Here is a 16,068-nt window from a genome sequence, read left to right as displayed (position 1 = left end):
CGACTGAACTGCCCCAAGCAAGCGACGGCCCTGGCTGGGTGTAGCAAAGCATGGGGCGAGACATAGTTAACGCGAGTAAACGTTCATGCCGGGAAAGAAGAAAGCAATTTCCGCCTTGGCCGTTTCGGCGGCATCCGAACCATGGACGGCATTGGCATCAATGCTGTCGGCGAAATCCGCACGAATGGTGCCGGCGGCAGCCTTCTTCGGATCGGTAGCTCCCATCAGATCACGGTTTTTCAGGATGGCGCCCTCACCTTCCAGCGCCTGGATCATGACGGGGCCGGAAATCATGAAGGAAACCAGGTCTTTGAAGAATGGGCGCTCTTTGTGCACCGCATAAAAAGCCTCAGCCTCGCCTTGCGACAAGTGAGCCATCCTGGCGGCCACAAGCTTCAAGCCAGCAGCTTCAAAACGCGCATAGATTTGCCCAATGACGTTTTTCGCCACGGCGTCGGGTTTGATGATGGAGAGAGTGCGCTCGATTGCCATGAGATTTCCTTAACTTAAATTTTTTGGAGTCGTAAATTATTCAAAAATTTGAATAAAGCCTATGATTTTAACCTGTAGGCGTATTGGCTCAAATCAACCTTGCGGTTAGAGGTGCCTCTGCGGGTCATCGATTTCCACCGCGACTCCCACCACCGCGATTGCCGCCTCCCCGGTTTCCACCACCGGCACCGCCGCGGCGCGGTCCACCGGTACCGTTTCCGCCCGTACCACCGCCCCCGCGACGCTGCTGACCCTGGCCTTGCCCCTGTCGCTGCCGGGTAAAAGTGTCCGCACCGATATAACCAAATGAAGTTTTCATCGGATCGGGCTGCGTTCCTCCGGCAGCTTTGTCACCACGGTCCTCTCGCCGTTTTTGCCCCTGCATACCATTGCCGTTGCCTTGCGGCTGGCCGGTCCGGAAGCCAACACCGGGATTGCCACCCTGGTTACGCCCCTTGCCACCGCGGCGTCGGTTTCCACGGGGTGCAGAATCGTTGAGATTCAGCGGCGGTTGCAGCTCATGTGGATCATGAATCCCCTGCTCGCCCTCCGATCCGCCTTGCGCCGGCGCTTGAGGTGGTTCGCTGTTTGGCGCTGACGGCCGCCCGCGGTCGCCGCGCTGGCGTTCATTTCTGCGCGGTCCCCGTCTCGGTGGTTCAACCCCGTCCCCATGAGTGCCGGCACCCTGCGCTCCCCCCGGTATTGCGCGAGATTCAGAACGGGTCAAAGCGCTTGTCAGGGCCCAGATATCGCGCTCATCGAGTTCGACAAACGCGCCGCGCTTAAGGCCGCGCGGGAGAACCATAGCCCCATAGCGGATGCGAATAAGGCGGCTGACAGCGTGCCCCACTGCCTCAAACATCCGTCTGACCTCACGGTTACGCCCCTCGGAAATGGTGACCTTGTACCAGCAGTTGGCGCCTTCCCCCCCTCCGGCTTCAATGGAGCTGAACTGGGCCATGCCGTCATCCAGATTCACACCTTCGAGCAGGCGTTTTTTCTCTTCGCTATTTAGCGCACCGAGCACACGAACAGCGTACTCACGCTCCAGGCCGAAACGCGGATGCATCAGCTTGTTGGCCAATTCACCCGAACTGGTCAGCAGCAGTAGGCCCTCCGTGTTCAAGTCGAGGCGACCGACCGATTGCCATTTTCCCTGGAACAGCTTGGGTAAACGACGAAAAACGGTCGGGCGGTTTTGCGGGTCATCATGTGTGACGACCTCTCCGGTGGGCTTGTGATAGGCAATCACCCTCGGCGGCGGCGGGTCGATACGCACCCGGATTGGCTTGCCATTGACTTTGACCGTATCGCCAAACTGGATGCGTTGTCCTATATGGGCAGGCTCGGCGTTGACCGAGATTCGCCCCTCCAGAATCAGTTGCTCCATCTCCAGCCGTGAACCCAGTCCCGCCTGGGCAAGCACTTTGTGCAGCTTGGGGGTTTCGGGCTGGGGCGCGAGCACTCGCTTGGGCAGTGCCAACGCAACGTCTTCCTCATCAGCATCGAATTGCCCAGTCACTACATCCTCAAATCGGATGGCACCTGGGGCTGGGGCGTTGCGGCCGGCTGAAGGCCGCGGCGCTGGAGCACGGATGGCTTGCGCGGGGCCGGACTCGGAGGGTGCTATTGCTTCCGGCAAATCTTGCACGGCTTGCTCCTCTATGAGCACTTTGTCCTGCGGCTCACGAGGTGTGTCCACAGATTCGGAAGCAGGAGGGTCTTGTTGGGTCATGATTTACATTCGGGTGGGCTCATCGCCACCGGCCTCATTGTTCTCAAGAGGCTCGGTATCACTGTCGTCAGCGACCTGTGGTTGCGTGTACAGAGTTGGCGCCTCGGCGATCTCACCAATCTCAAGCTCTTCAGCCGTGCCTGATACGGGCTCCGGCACAGCAGGTTCCAGCCGCTCAACATCTGTACCATCCATGTCCACCTCCGGCTTGCCCGCAAGTTCAGAGATGCCAAACTCAATCTGCTCGAGCATCGGAAGCTGATTCGGGCTGCCGTCCATCACAGGAAGCTGGTCCAGCGACTCGACCCCAAGGTCGTCAAGAAACTGCCGGGTGGTGGCATAAAGTGCGGGGCGGCCGACAGTTTCCCGATGGCCGATCACCTCCACCCACCCGCGGTCTTCGAGCTGCTTGAGGATCATGCTGTTGATGGTGACCCCCCGGATGTCCTCCATGTCACCGCGCGTCACCGGCTGACGATAAGCAATGATGGCCAAGGTTTCCAGTGTGGCACGGCTATAGCGCGGGGGCTTTTCGGGGTGCAGCCGGTCCAGATATTCACGCATCTGCGGCCTGCTTTGAAAACGCCATCCCGTCGCCACGTGAACAAGTTCCACGCCACGACCAGACCAATCGCTTTGCAACTCCTCAAGCACCAGCTTGAGGCTGTCCGCAGTCAATACCCCGTTAAACAGAACTCCCATTTCGCGCAGGGGCAATGGTTGCTGCGCGCAAATAAGTGCTGTTTCGAGGACGCGTTTTGCATCCGTCGTATTCATGATTGTGGTCGTTCCGAAAAAAAGCGGAAAAAAAGGCCGGGAAAACGTGGGTTCGGCGCTTGGCGCGCAGGGCACCCAATACGCAATCTCCTGATCAGGATGCCATGGTGCAGGTAGCTGAAAACTACTGGATTTGATTGTATATCAGGCCCAAACCGGCAATAGCGGCCTGAAGGTCGGCCGGAGGGTCTGACCGGAACTCCATCACTTTGCCAGTCACCGGATGCTCGAATGCCAGCCGGCACGCATGCAGCGCCTGACGCCCAAGCCCAAGAGCAGGAGCCCCCCCGTATAACTCGTCGGATACCAGGGGATGGCCAATGAAGGCCATATGGACCCGGATTTGGTGCGTACGACCAGTGTGCAGCTTGCATCTGACCAGGCAGTGCTTACCGGTGCTTTGGGACAGCGATACCACGGTGGAGGCCGGCTTCCCGGCGTTCCTATCGAGGTCCACCACGGCCATTCGCAACCGGTTGCGTGGATCCCGCCCAATGGCAGCTTCTACCTGCCGGGTTTTCCCGCCCAGCCAGGCACCGTGGGCCAGTGCGACATATTCCCGGCTCACGTCGCGGGCGGCGATCAGGCCGACCAACTGGTCCATCACCGTCCGCTGCCGGGCGACCACCATCAAACCGCTGGTTTCTTTATCAAGGCGGTGAACAATGCCGGCGCGTGGCAGGAAGACGGCCTGCGGATCATGCGCGAGCAAGCCGTTCAACAAGGTCCCGCTCCAGTTGCCGGGCGCCGGATGCACAACCAGCCCGGCAGGTTTGTTGATCACCATCAGGTAAGCGTCCTCGAACACGATATCCAGCGCCATCGCTTCAGGCCTGAATGCCTGGCTTTGCGGCGTCGGACGCAACTCAATGGCGAGTTCATCACCAGCCTTGACCTTCGTGGATGTCTTGGTGACTGTAGAGCCCCCGAGTTTCACCATGCCTGAGTCGATCAACTGCTGAAGATACGTGCGCGAGAACTCGGGCACAATGGCGGCCAACGCGCGGTCGAGACGGCTGCCATGGCTTTCGACCGGGACAGCTACCTGCCGCAACTCCACCTCGACAGCCGTATCGCCCTCCTCCAGCGCCTCATCGGGCACCTCCTCAGGTGCAGTAGCGCCCGATATAATCAATTTGCTTTGTTCTGAATCAGTCATCAAGAAGGTCGATTGCAATGTTTTCCACCAAATTATCGGTTGTTCCCAATGCAATGCCGCTTTTTGCAGCCGTTTGCGCTTTATCTTTTCTGATTGCCGGATGCTCGAGCACCCCTGCGCCCGACAAGACTGCCACATGGAGCCCCAACAAGATTTACGCCGAAGCAAAGGATGAGGCCAGTGGCGGGGCCTATGACAAGGCAATCCCGCTGTACGAAAAACTGGAAGGCCGTGCTGCAGGTACCCCCCTCGCCCAGCAAGCGCAGCTTGAGAAAGCTTATGCCCAGTACAAGGGAGGAGAACAAGCCCAGGCCATCGCGACATTGGACCGGTTTATGAGACTGCATCCGGCCAGCCCGGCCCTGGACTATGCGCTGTACCTCAAAGGCCTGGTGAACTTCAATGACAATCTCGGCATTTTCGGGTTTATCTCCCGTCAGGACTTGTCCGAAAGGGACCAAAAAGCAGCCAAGGAATCCTTTGAGTCATTCAGGGACCTTGTGACTCGCTTTCCTGAGTCAAAATACTCGCCGGATGCCCGTCTGCGGATGAGCTATATCGTGAACTCGCTAGCCCAATCCGAAGTGCATGTCGCGCGGTACTACTATTCACGGGGTGCCTACGTGGCGGCAATCAACCGTGCGCAGAGTGCTATCGCCGACTACCGCGATGTACCCGCATTGGAAGAGGCTACCTTCATTCTTTATAAGTCCTACGAAGCGCTGGGTATGGTCGAATTGCGTGACGATACCCGCCGTATCCTCGAAAAAAGCTACCCGCAAAGCGAATACTTGAGCAAGGGATTCAAGTCGGGAGACAATCCTTGGTACAAGTTCTGGTAAGAGCTTCCAGCCGGTCGAACAGCTCCTCCTCGGATGCCAACCGCCGCATCGGCGGAAGAGCTCTCAGCAAACGCCTCCCATAACCCATGGTTGTCAGGCGGCTGTCGCACACCACCAACACCCCCTGGTCACTTTCTCGGCGTATCAGGCGACCGGCACCTTGCTTGAGAGCTACCGCCGCCTCAGGCAGAAAATAGTCGTTAAAAGCGCTGCGTCCTTGTGATTCGAGAAGCTTTGAGCGCGCCTCTGCCAGCGGGTCGTTCGGAGGCGGAAAAGGCAGCTTGTCAATGACAACCAGTTGCAGCGCGTCGCCAGGCACGTCAATGCCCTCCCAAAATGACGCCGAAGCCACCAGCACGCAGCCTTTGCCGCCATTGGCATTACCTGCTCGGAAGCGTTCAATCAGCACACGCTTGGGCATGGCCCCCTGAACCAGCACCTCCATGTCCGGCGAATTCAGAAAAACCTCTCTGAGTGCATCACCAATGGTGCGCAAAGCCCGCAGTGTGGTCGTCAAAACCATGGTGCGCCCCCCGAGACGTCCCGACCATCTCGCTGCAGCTTCGGCGACTTTCATGGTGTGCGCCGGGTCTCCCGGTTTGGGGAACACCTCAGGCACATACAATGCCGCCTGCCTCTCGTAATCAAAAGGACTTCCTACCCGCAAGACCTCGGCATCTTCCAGTCCGCAAGGCTTGGTAAACCAGCTGAGCTTGTCGTCATCTCCCAGTGTGGCGGAGGTGAATATCCAGGACTTCGCCGAGCCGGCGGAGGCACCCAGCACTTTGCTTTTCACCGCCTTCGAAATATCCAGTGGCGACTCGACCAGCCGGAGCTGGGTTCCCACGTCCGCCCAGCGCACRCAGCCCGGTTCGCATGCATGAACGAAACGCTGGGCGCGTTCCGCCAGTTCCTCGGCACGCTCATGGAGGCGAACGAAATCAGGCGCGATTTCACTGACCGTATCCAGGGCGACACAAGCCCGCTCGCAGGACGTGTGAATGACTTGCAACGCACTGTTCCACTCAGCCGCATTCAACCCCTCCGGAGACTCACCCACCCATCGCAGTTTGGTGCCTGGGTACTGTTTCCCGGCACACAGACGCAGCTCGCGCGCAGCGTGCTCGACGACCGACACCACCTCCTGCCAATCCACCAGCCCGCGGGCCAGCTGCAGGCCGGTTGCCAGCATGTCCCTTGCAAAATCAAGAAGCTGGCCCGTGGTCAGGTTTGTTCCCAGAAATTGCACGCCGGTCTCGTTGAGCTGGTGCGCTTCATCGAAGATGGCGATGCGTACGGAAGGCAGCAACTCAGCGACGCCGGATTCGCGCACCGCCAGATCGGCAAAAAACAGGTGGTGGTTGATCACCACCACGTCGGCAGCCATGGCTTCCCTGCGGGCCAGGTTCACATGACAGGCCCGAAAACGCGGACAGGTGGCGCCCAGGCAATTTTCACGCGTGGAGGTCACCAGAGGAATCATCGGCGAACGTTCATCCAGCCCCGGGAGTTCGGCCAGGTCGCCGGTGCGCGTGAGCTTGGACCATTCTTCAATTTTGGCCAAGGCGCGCACGGAAACGCCGTCGGGCAAATAAGCCTCCTGGCGCGCCATTTCCATGCGGTGCAGACACAGGTAGCTGGCCCGCCCCTTGAGCAGCGCCGTGCTGACCGGAAGAGCCAGCGCCTCCACCAGCCGCGGCAAATCACGACCGAAAAGCTGGTCTTGCAAGGCCTTGGTCGCCGTCGACAACAACACACGCTCGCCGCTCAGCAAAGCGGGGACCAGGTAGGAAAAAGTTTTACCGACGCCGGTGCTGGCCTCGACCACCAAGGGATATGCACCCTCGATGGCACGTGCCACGGCCAGGGCCATTTCGGTCTGGCCGCTGCGAGGCACAAAATGCTCGGCGGCGCGTGACAGGACGCCTCCCGGCGCGAAGGCCTCTTCGACTTCAATCGCAAGGGTCATCAAGCAGGCTCTGGGGGATCCAGCGACAGCTCAAGCTGTGCAATCTGGTCACGAAGCTGCAAACGTCGCTTTTTGAGGCGCCTGAGCAACAACTCGTCAATGGGAAAGGCGTGCGCGGTCAGGTCCACCAGCGCATTGAGATCGGCGTGCTCCATTTTGAGTTCGATCAGCTGGCGTTCCGGGGAATGTAGATTTAAGTCCAAGGTTTTTTATCCGTACACGCTGCTTCGCTTGATAATACGTCGATTGCGACCATAAATCGAGCTCGCGCTTGAACGACCACACAATGTCCAAAGGTTATCGAATCACAGCGTCCACCGGTATCCATAAAGGCGATCGGGACTACCAGCAGGATCAGGTCAATCTGTTCAGTCACTCACGCATTCCCGGCTGTATGCTGGGTATCGTGGCTGACGGCATGGGAGGCCGTAGCGGAGGACGGAAGGCGTCCGATCAGGTCATGTTGACGGCCAAGCAGCTTTTTGAACGTTATGCCCCGGAAACGGACGATGCGCCTGCGATGCTCAAGCAGGTCATCGAAGAAGCCCATATCGTCATCAAACTGACGGCGATCTCGGCCGAGCAGGAACCGCACAGCACGCTGGCGGCATTTCTGATCAACCCGGGTGGGGACTGTCACTGGGTACATACCGGCGATTCAAGGATTTACCATTACCAGGGCAGCAAACTGGTACACAGGACGGTGGACCACTCGTATGTGCAGACTCTGGTGGACAAAGGCGAGATTACTGAGGAAGAAGCCAATGTCCATCCGCAGTCAAACATCCTGATGGGTTGCCTGGGTACGGAGGATGCGCCACCTATTACCCATCATTTCATCCCGCAACTCCGGCCTGAAGACGTCCTGCTGGCTTGCAGCGATGGGGTCTGGCACTATTTCAGCACCAGTGAAATGGGCTCAGCCCTGTCCATGCTGTCACCCCGTGAAGCCACTGAATTCCTGATTCAGAAAGCACGTTCCCGCGCGCGAGGCGGCGGTGACAATCTCTCGCTGGTGATTGTCAAACTCGAGCCTTTGGCCGCTGAGCCACCGACCCGCTTAGTCGGGTAAGGGTAAGGACTTCGCTGGCGGCTTGGTCTGCTTCAGACGATCTCTTTCATGCTGGGCTTTGCGCTCCAGCGCCTCCTTTTGGCGGTCGTTGAATTTTTTAGCCTCTTCCGCTGCAACGGCCTGCTTTTCGCTTCTGGACTGGGATTTTTCCTGACCGCTTTTTAATCTGGCAGCGTTCGCGTCGCTACTACCTTGCTCACCTGCCTTGGCCGCAGCGCGGTCTTCGGTTTTCTTTTTTTCTCGCTCAAGACGAGACTGGGAGTCTTCCAGAGCTTTCGCCCGACGATCCGCAGCCTCCTGCTGTTTCTCCGGTGACGATTTTTCTTCCGTTTTACGGATCTGCTCCGCACCCCTGATGCGGCGTTCCTCGTCATTGAGCGACAGCTCTTGCCGGCGAAGGTCTGCCATGGCTTCGCGCCGCCGGTCATTGACTTTTCCCAGGCAACTGTTGACGGCAAACCGGTCGTAGCAGGCAGCATCCTCAGCCAAAAATCCTGCCTCCAGCCTGTTGCGTTCGACGCTGATTCTCGTCCGCTCGGCATCAATGCTTCGCATCTGGTCAGCGGGTGCAGCCGTCTCGACCGTGGACTGCGCATTCGCGAGCACGCTTAAAGCGATGAGAAAACAGGCGGTAACCAGATGCTTCATGTGAGTGTTGTGTCCACGTTTCTGCGTTCAAGCGCCAGGAATTCCTTTGACTGCATTTCGTTGAGCCGGGAAACCGTACGGGGGAATTCGTGTACCAGCGGCCCCTCGGTGTACAACGCCTCAGGAGCGACTTCTGCCGACATGATCAACTTGACCCGGCGGTCATACAGCACATCCACCAGCCAGGTAAACCGCCGTGCCTCCGATGCCATACGCACCGGCATATGCGGTACATCGCTTAGCAGTACGGTATGAAACTGCGTGGCTATTTCCAGGTAATCGTTTTGCGAACGCGGACCACCGCACAGCGTCTTGAAGTCAAACCAGACGACTCCCCCCGCCTTGCGCCTGGCCTGGATTTGCCTGGACTCAATCTGCAATACCGGGTTCTCATCCTGAGACTCTGCCAGCGCATTAAAAGTTTCAGTCATTTCAGCATCGGCCTGAAGGCCTAGCGGGGTGTGATAGAGCTTCGCCTGGGCTAACGTGCGCCCGCGGTAGTCCGTCCCGTTGTCAACACTGATGACCTCCAGCTTGGCCTTCAGGAGTTCAATGGCCGGGAGAACACGGTCGCGATGCATGCCATTCGGATACAGCTCGTCCGGCTGAAAGTTGGAAGTTGTGACAAAGCCGACTCCATTGTCAAACAGCGCCGACAACAGACGATGAAGAATCATCGCGTCGGTGATGTCCGCCACATGAAACTCGTCAAAGCAGATGAGCCGGTATCGCTTCGCAATGCGCCGGCCCAGCTCATCCAGCGGATTCGCCGTACCCTGAAGGTCCTGCAACTCCCGGTGCACCTCGCGCATGAACTCGTGAAAGTGCAGCCGCACCTTGCGCCTGAGCGGGACAGCCCCGAAAAAGCAGTCCATCAAGAAACTTTTCCCCCTGCCAACGCCTCCGTGCATGTACACACCACGAGGGATATCAGGCCGGTTTATCAGCTTCTTGATGGCATTGGAGCGCTGCTCCTTGAACGCCGCCCACTCAGAGGCGCAACGTTCAAGCGCTTCGACTGCCCGCAACTGGGCAGGATCGCTTTGATAGCCCCGCGCCGCAAGTTCGGCGTCGTACGCCGAGCGCACCGGTTGATTCACCGACTTCTTGCCTGCGTGCTCAGAAGTTCAAGGTGCGCTTGTCGACTGCCAGCGCGGCTTCCTTGGTCGCTTCGCTCAGGGACGGATGGGCATGGCAGATGCGGGCAATGTCTTCACTGCTGGCCCGGAATTCCATGGCCACCACGCATTCGGCGATCAGTTCGCTGGCCATCGGACCGACGATGTGCACGCCGAGAATTTCATCCGTCGCGGCATCGGCCAGCATCTTCACCATCCCAGTCGTGTCACCCAGCGCGCGTGCGCGGCCGTTGGCCATGAACGGGAAAGTCCCTGCCTTGTACGCCCGGCCGGCAGCCTTGAGCTGCTCTTCGGTCTGCCCCACCCAGGCGATTTCAGGGTTGGTGTAGATCACCCAGGGAATCGTGTTGAAGTTGACGTGACCATGCTGCCCGGCAATACGCTCGGCAACCGCAACGCCCTCTTCCTCGGCCTTGTGCGCCAGCATGGGGCCGCGCACCACGTCGCCGATAGCCCAGACATTAGGCAGGCTGGTCTTGCATTCATCATCCACCACCACGGCGCCGCGCTCGTCGAGTTTCAGGCCAACGGCTTCGGGGTTCAGGCCCTGGGTGTTGGCTACCCGGCCAATGGAGATGATGAGCTTGTCCACTTCCAGGGTCTGGGCTTCACCCTTGGCATCGGTGTAGGCAACACTCACACCTTTCTTGCCGCTCTTGATCTCGCCGACCTTCACGCCGAGCGCGACTTTCAGACCCTGCTTGTCGAATGCTTTCTTTGCTTCCTTGGCGATCTGCTGATCGACTGCGCCCAGGAACGTCGGCAGGCCTTCCAGTACCGTCACGTCTGCACCCAGGCGGCGCCATACCGAGCCCATTTCCAGGCCGATCACGCCGGAGCCGATCAGGCCCAGCTTCTTGGGCACGGCGCCTATGCGCAGTGCGCCGTCATTCGACAGGATGTTTTCCTCGTCAAATGGTGCCCCCGGGAGCGCGCGGGCGTTGGAACCCGTGGCCACGATGATGTGCTTGCCGGAGATGGTTTCCTCAGCGGCACCGGCGACCTTGATGTCATAGAGGCCGTCTTTTGCAGCGACAAAGGAGCCGCGGCCGTGAAAAAAGGTGACCTTGTTCTTCTTGAACAGGTAGACGATGCCGTCGTTGTTCTGCTTGACGACAGTGTCCTTGCGGGCAAGCATCTTCGTGACATCCAGGCCCAGGCCCTTGACCTCTATGCCGTGATCGGCAAAGTGGTGGCTGGCATGGTCAAAATGTTCGGACGATTGCAGCAACGCCTTGGACGGAATGCAGCCGACGTTGGTGCAGGTGCCGCCCAGGGCCGGGCCGCCTTTGGCGTTCTTCCATTCGTCGATACAGGCGACGTTGAAACCCAGTTGGGCGGCGCGGATAGCGGCAATGTAGCCGCCGGGGCCGCCACCGATGACGATGACGTCGAATTGTTTAGACATATTTCTTTATTCCTTCTTGAGTTCAAACGCCCCCGCGTGGAGGACGATTCCAAATACACCGGTGCGCGCCTGCAGGCTTTCCTGCTGGGGACCTTCGCGGCCAATTTTCACGGTCGTTCCGGGCGCGGTGCTGCAGACAAACAGATGCCTGGCATCGAGGCATTCAATCCCGCCGGCGGCATGCAGCGCGGCCCAGCCGAAGCTCTCGTACTCCTCCGCGAGAAAGCGGCGCAGGGATACGGTTTCCGTAGGGGTCCGCACATCGGCAATGGTCCATCGCGCCAGGTCCATCTGGTATTTTTCAACCAGCTTCCCCGGATCAGCATCCGGCGCCTTCGCCAGTACCAGCCGGGACCCCGCCTGCGAAACGCTGACCCATTGCAGTCCGTAGTAACCGCTCCAGTTGTCGCCAGCCGACGCAGCAGCCGCAGCCAGGCCCACGCTCAACGTGCAGGCCAGGCAGGCGACGAGGCGGCGCATCGACAGCCTTAGATGTCGAACAACAGGCGTGCAGGATCTTCCAGCGCTTCTTTCATCGCCACCAGGCCCAGCACAGCTTCACGACCGTCGACGATGCGGTGGTCATAGCTCATTGCCAGGTAGTTCATCGGACGGACCACGATCTGGCCGTTTTCGACCACGGCGCGGTCCTTGGTCGCATGCACGCCCAGGATCGCCGACTGCGGCGGGTTGATGATGGGCGTGGACAACATGGAGCCGAAAACACCGCCATTGGAGATCGAGAAAGTACCGCCGGACATTTCTTCAATGCCCAGCTTGCCGTCGCGTGCCTTGGCACCGTATTCGGCAATCTTCTTCTCGATGTCGGCAAAGCTCATCTGGTCTGCATTGCGCAGAATGGGCACCACCAGGCCGCGCGGGGAACCGACGGCGATGCCGATATCGAAGTAGCCGTGGTAAACGATGTCATTGCCGTCAACCGATGCGTTGAGTACAGGGTACTTCTTCAGCGCATGCACAGCGGCCTTGACGAAGAAGCTCATGAAGCCGATCTTCACGCCGTGTTCTTTTTCAAACTTTTCCTGGAAACGCTTGCGCATTTCCATCACAGGCGCCATGTTCACTTCATTGAACGTGGTCAGGATGGCGTTGGTGGCCTGCGATTGCAGCAGGCGCTCGGCGATACGCGCGCGCAGGCGGCTCATGGGCACGCGCTGCTCAGGGCGGTCACCCAGATCGGAAGGTTTGGCGGAAGCAGCAACCTGCGGCAAGGCCGCAGTAGGCACGCCTGTGGGAATGGCAACAGCAGCGGCCGGCTTGGCACCGCCAGCAGCCGCACCGAGGACATCGCCCTTGGTGACGCGACCATCCTTGCCAGTCCCGGGCACCGAGCCGGCAGCCAGGTTATTGTCGGCCATCAACTTGGCTGCAGCGGGCATGGGAACGCCAGCCATGGAACCACCGGCTGCGGGAGCAGGTGCGGAGGCCACAGCAGCGGCAGGTGCTGCAGCGGCGGCCGCCGGGGCGGCTGCAGGAGCAGCGGCACCCGCTTTGCCTTCGGTGTCGATCCGGGCAATCACCTGATCTGACACCACCGTGCCGCCGTCCGCGACGACCAGCTCGGTCAGCACGCCGGCGGAAGGCGCCGGCACTTCCAGCACCACCTTGTCGGTTTCGATCTCAATCAGGATTTCATCCACAGCGATTGCATCACCGACTTTTTTCTTCCACTGCAGCATGGTGGCCTCGGCCACGGACTCGGACAACTGGGGGACTTTGACTTCTACGATAGCCATGTTGATTCTTTCGGGTTCGTTCTTGTGTTCGTGTTCTTGGTTCGGGGAGGGGCGACCTTATTTGGTCAGCACAAAGCCCTTGAGCTTGGCAAACGCGCCGTCCACCAGCGCCTTTTGCTGCTCCTGGTGCAGGTGCGAATAACCCACAGCCGGTGATGCCGAAGCAGCACGGCCGGAATAGCCCAGTTTTTGACCTTCGAACATGTTCTCGTGGATGTAGTGCTGCACAAAGAACCAGGCACCCTGATTTTGTGGCTCGTCCTGGCACCACACGATGTCGGTGGCGTTCGGGTACTTTTTCAGCTCGGCCGCAAAAGCCTTGTGCGGGAACGGATAAAGCTGCTCAACACGAATAATGGCCGTATCGTCAATGCCCTTTTCTTCACGTTTCTTGGCCAGGTCGTAATACACCTTGCCCGAGCACGCGATGATGCGCTTGACCTTGTCTGCCTTCTTGTTGATGTCATCCTTGGTCTCGGGGATGATGGTCTGGAACCCACCCTTGGTGAATTCGGACAGCGGCGAGGTGGCGTCCTTGTTGCGCAGCAGCGACTTCGGCGTCATGATGACCAGCGGCTTGCGCAGGTTGCGCACCATCTGGCGGCGCAGCACGTGGAAGATCTGGCTGGCGGTCGTCGGTTGCACCACCTGCATGTTGGTGTCCGCCGACAGCTGCATGAAACGCTCCAGGCGTGCCGAGCTGTGCTCCGGGCCCTGGCCTTCATAACCGTGCGGCAGCATCAGCGTGATACCGTTGACACGGCCCCACTTCACTTCACCGGAAGCGATGAACTGGTCGATCACGACCTGCGCGCCATTGGCGAAGTCGCCGAACTGGGCTTCCCAGATCACCAGCGTGTTCGGATCGTTCGAGGCATAGCCGTATTCAAACGCCAGAACGGCCTCTTCCGACAGGATGGAGTCGATGACAACGAACGGAGCCTGGTTGTCGGCCACGTTCTGCAGCGGCACATAGGTGCCGGTGTCGAACTTTTCGCGATTCTGGTCGTGAATGACGGCATGGCGGTGCGTGAACGTGCCGCGTCCGCAATCTTCGCCCGACAGGCGCACCGGGTAGCCACTTGCCACCAGTGAGGCAAACGCCATGTGCTCGCCCATGCCCCAGTCCACAGGGACGTCGCCGCGGCCCATGGCTGCGCGGTCGTCATACACCTTCTTGACCAGCTGATGCGGCGTCACGGTCGCGGGAATGGCCGTGATCTTGTCGGCCAGGCGCTTCCACTCGGCCATCGGGATCGCGGTGTCACCGGCATCGGTCCACTTCTTGCCCAGGTAAGGCACCCAGTCAACCGCATACTTGCTCTTGAAGTTGGTGAGAACCGGATCAAAGGTGCTCTTGCCGGCATCCAGCGCGGCGCGCGTGGCCTTGACCATGTCGTCGCCCAGGGTGTCGCCCATGCCCTGTGCCGTCAGTTTGTCGGCGTACAGGCGGCGGGTGCCGGGGTGCTGTGCAATCTTCTTGTACATCAGCGGCTGGGTCAGCGCAGGCGTGTCCTGTTCGTTGTGACCCAGCTTGCGGAAGCAGATGATGTCGACCACGACATCCTTCTGGAACTCCATGCGGAACTCGAGGGCCAGCTGGGTAGCCAGCACCACGGCTTCCGGGTCGTCGCCATTGACGTGCAGCACCGGCGCTTCAATCATCTTGACGACGTCGGAGCAGTACAGCGTCGAGCGGCTGTCGCGCGGGTCGCTGGTGGTGAAACCGATCTGGTTGTTGATCACGATGTGGACCGTTCCGCCGGTGAAATAACCGCGGGTTTCGGCCAGCGCCAGCGTTTCCATCACAACGCCCTGCCCTGCAAAAGCGGCATCACCGTGCACCAGCACCGGCAGTACCTGCAGGCCTTTGGGATCGGCGCGACGGTCCATGCGGGCGCGTACCGAACCTTCAACCACGGGATTGACGATTTCCAGGTGAGAGGGATTGAAAGCCAAAGTCAGGTGGACCGGGCCGCCAGGGGTGGTCACGTCGGAGCTGAAGCCCTGGTGGTATTTGACGTCACCGCTTGGCAGGTCTTCAGGCGCGGTGTGGTCGAACTCGGCGAACAGGTCGGCGGGGACTTTGCCCAGGGAATTGACCAGCACATTCAGGCGGCCGCGGTGGGCCATGCCGATCACTATTTCCTGCACGCCCTTGATACCGCCCTGCTGGATCAGCTCGTCCATGCAGGCGATGAAGCTTTCGCCGCCTTCCAGCGAAAAGCGCTTCTGGCCGACGTACTTGGTGTGCAGGAAACGCTCCAGGCCTTCGGCTGCGGTCAGCCGGTCCAGGATGTGGAGCTTCTTTTCCTTGGTGAAATTGGGTTTGCTGCGAATCGATTCGAGCTTTTGCTGCCACCAGCGCTTGTGGTTCTGGTCGGTCGCGTACATGTACTCGGCGCCAATCGTGCCGCAGTAGGTTTCGCGCAGCGCGTTCATGAGCTCGCGCAGGCTCATGGTGTCTTTGCCGAAGAACGTGTTGCTGGTGTTGAACACGGTTTCCTGGTCGGCGTCGCTGAAACCGTAGAAAGACGGCTCCAGTTCGGGAATCTTGTCGCGTTCGGCACGCTTGAGCGGATCCAGGTCGGCCCAGCGTGCGCCGACGTTGCGGTAGGCGGCGATCAGTTGCTGGACGGCCGTGCGCTTGCGGCCCATTTCGGAGTCGGCGCCGCTGGCGACCACAACTTTGGTCTGGCCCTGCTTGGCGCGCTCGGCAAAGGCGTTGACGACCGGCAGATGCGGAACGTCCTTGGCATTGCTGCCGTCGACGGCGGGAACGTGCTGGAGTGCGTCGAAATACTCGCGCCAGTTGTCGGGCACGCTGCCGGGGTTGGCAAGGTAGTTTTCGTACATCTCTTCGACATAGGGCGCGTTGCCGCCGAAGAGATAGGTGTTGCCTTGATAGGCTGAATAGACGGACGATGCCGTCGGGATGGAACTCATATCCGCTGACCTCCGTTTCCCTTGGGGAAACATTAGCTGGTTAAAGCTGGTTAATTAACCTTCCGCAACACGGCTGGACCGATTAGCGGATGCGACTGTGGCAGGAAGGGCCTTCAGAAACAAC

14 protein-coding genes are annotated in these 16,068 nt (G+C 59.6%); 2 read left to right on the top strand and 12 right to left on the bottom strand.

The window, feature by feature from the left end:
• Positions 1-66 precede the first annotated feature (66 nt).
• The 4 genes from ndk to AC1DZE_RS09085 form a co-directional block, all read right to left on the bottom strand.
• A complete protein-coding gene (gene ndk, locus AC1DZE_RS09100) occupies positions 67-492 on the bottom strand; it encodes a nucleoside-diphosphate kinase (RefSeq protein WP_477669353.1) in 426 nt (141 codons plus the stop codon).
• 124 nt (positions 493-616) lie between these two features.
• Positions 617-2,227, bottom strand: a complete 1,611-nt coding sequence (locus AC1DZE_RS09095) for a pseudouridine synthase (protein ID WP_477669352.1) — start codon at positions 2,225-2,227, stop codon at positions 617-619.
• 3 nt (positions 2,228-2,230) lie between these two features.
• A complete protein-coding gene (scpB, locus tag AC1DZE_RS09090) occupies positions 2,231-3,004 on the bottom strand; it encodes an SMC-Scp complex subunit ScpB (RefSeq protein ID WP_477669351.1) in 774 nt (257 codons plus the stop codon).
• Between the two features lie 124 nt (positions 3,005-3,128).
• Positions 3,129-4,163, bottom strand: coding sequence for an RluA family pseudouridine synthase (locus tag AC1DZE_RS09085; protein WP_477669350.1), 1,035 nt, complete (start codon positions 4,161-4,163; stop codon positions 3,129-3,131).
• Positions 4,164-4,180: 17 nt separating this feature from the next.
• Between AC1DZE_RS09085 and AC1DZE_RS09080 the strand changes: the two genes are divergently transcribed.
• A complete protein-coding gene (locus tag AC1DZE_RS09080; RefSeq protein WP_477669349.1) occupies positions 4,181-5,005 on the top strand; it encodes an outer membrane protein assembly factor BamD in 825 nt (274 codons plus the stop codon).
• Here AC1DZE_RS09080 and AC1DZE_RS09075 read toward each other — a convergent pair.
• A complete protein-coding gene (locus AC1DZE_RS09075) occupies positions 4,968-6,974 on the bottom strand; it encodes an ATP-dependent DNA helicase (RefSeq protein ID WP_477669348.1) in 2,007 nt (668 codons plus the stop codon). The genes AC1DZE_RS09080 and AC1DZE_RS09075 overlap by 38 nt on opposite strands.
• The gene (locus AC1DZE_RS09070) at positions 6,974-7,177 is read right to left on the bottom strand and encodes a DUF465 domain-containing protein (protein ID WP_457280662.1); all 204 of its coding nucleotides are present in this window, start codon (positions 7,175-7,177) and stop codon (positions 6,974-6,976) included. The genes AC1DZE_RS09075 and AC1DZE_RS09070 overlap by 1 nt, the downstream gene beginning before the upstream one ends.
• 83 nt (positions 7,178-7,260) lie before the next feature.
• Between AC1DZE_RS09070 and AC1DZE_RS09065 the strand changes: the two genes are divergently transcribed.
• Positions 7,261-8,046, top strand: coding sequence for a PP2C family protein-serine/threonine phosphatase (locus AC1DZE_RS09065; RefSeq protein ID WP_477669618.1), 786 nt, complete (start codon positions 7,261-7,263; stop codon positions 8,044-8,046).
• Here AC1DZE_RS09065 and AC1DZE_RS09060 read toward each other — a convergent pair.
• From AC1DZE_RS09060 to AC1DZE_RS09035, 6 genes are read right to left on the bottom strand one after another with little or no spacing between them, the layout of a single operon-like run.
• Entirely contained in the window at positions 8,035-8,694 is a 660-nt protein-coding gene (locus AC1DZE_RS09060) for a hypothetical protein (protein ID WP_477669347.1), read from the bottom strand. The two genes, AC1DZE_RS09065 and AC1DZE_RS09060, sit on opposite strands and share 12 nt — an antisense overlap.
• Complete coding sequence (gene zapE / locus AC1DZE_RS09055) at positions 8,691-9,794, bottom strand: cell division protein ZapE (RefSeq protein ID WP_477665908.1); 1,104 nt, start codon at positions 9,792-9,794, stop codon at positions 8,691-8,693. The genes AC1DZE_RS09060 and zapE overlap by 4 nt, the downstream gene beginning before the upstream one ends.
• A 19-nt stretch (positions 9,795-9,813) precedes the next feature.
• Complete coding sequence (gene lpdA / locus AC1DZE_RS09050; RefSeq protein WP_477673927.1) at positions 9,814-11,241, bottom strand: dihydrolipoyl dehydrogenase; 1,428 nt, start codon at positions 11,239-11,241, stop codon at positions 9,814-9,816.
• 6 nt (positions 11,242-11,247) lie between these two features.
• Positions 11,248-11,721 (bottom strand): hypothetical protein, encoded by a 474-nt coding sequence (locus tag AC1DZE_RS09045; RefSeq protein ID WP_477669345.1) that lies wholly within the window; start codon positions 11,719-11,721, stop codon positions 11,248-11,250.
• An 8-nt stretch (positions 11,722-11,729) separates the two neighbouring features.
• A complete protein-coding gene (gene odhB / locus AC1DZE_RS09040; protein ID WP_477651148.1) occupies positions 11,730-12,998 on the bottom strand; it encodes a 2-oxoglutarate dehydrogenase complex dihydrolipoyllysine-residue succinyltransferase in 1,269 nt (422 codons plus the stop codon).
• Positions 12,999-13,055: 57 nt separating this feature from the next.
• Complete coding sequence (locus AC1DZE_RS09035; RefSeq protein ID WP_477669344.1) at positions 13,056-15,944, bottom strand: 2-oxoglutarate dehydrogenase E1 component; 2,889 nt, start codon at positions 15,942-15,944, stop codon at positions 13,056-13,058.
• Positions 15,945-16,068 lie beyond the last annotated feature (124 nt).

It is taken from the genome of Polaromonas sp. P1_F1, from assembly GCF_056405795.1.
The sequence above is the reverse complement of the archived record's forward strand: the minus strand, read 5'-3'. Positions and strand labels throughout refer to the sequence as shown.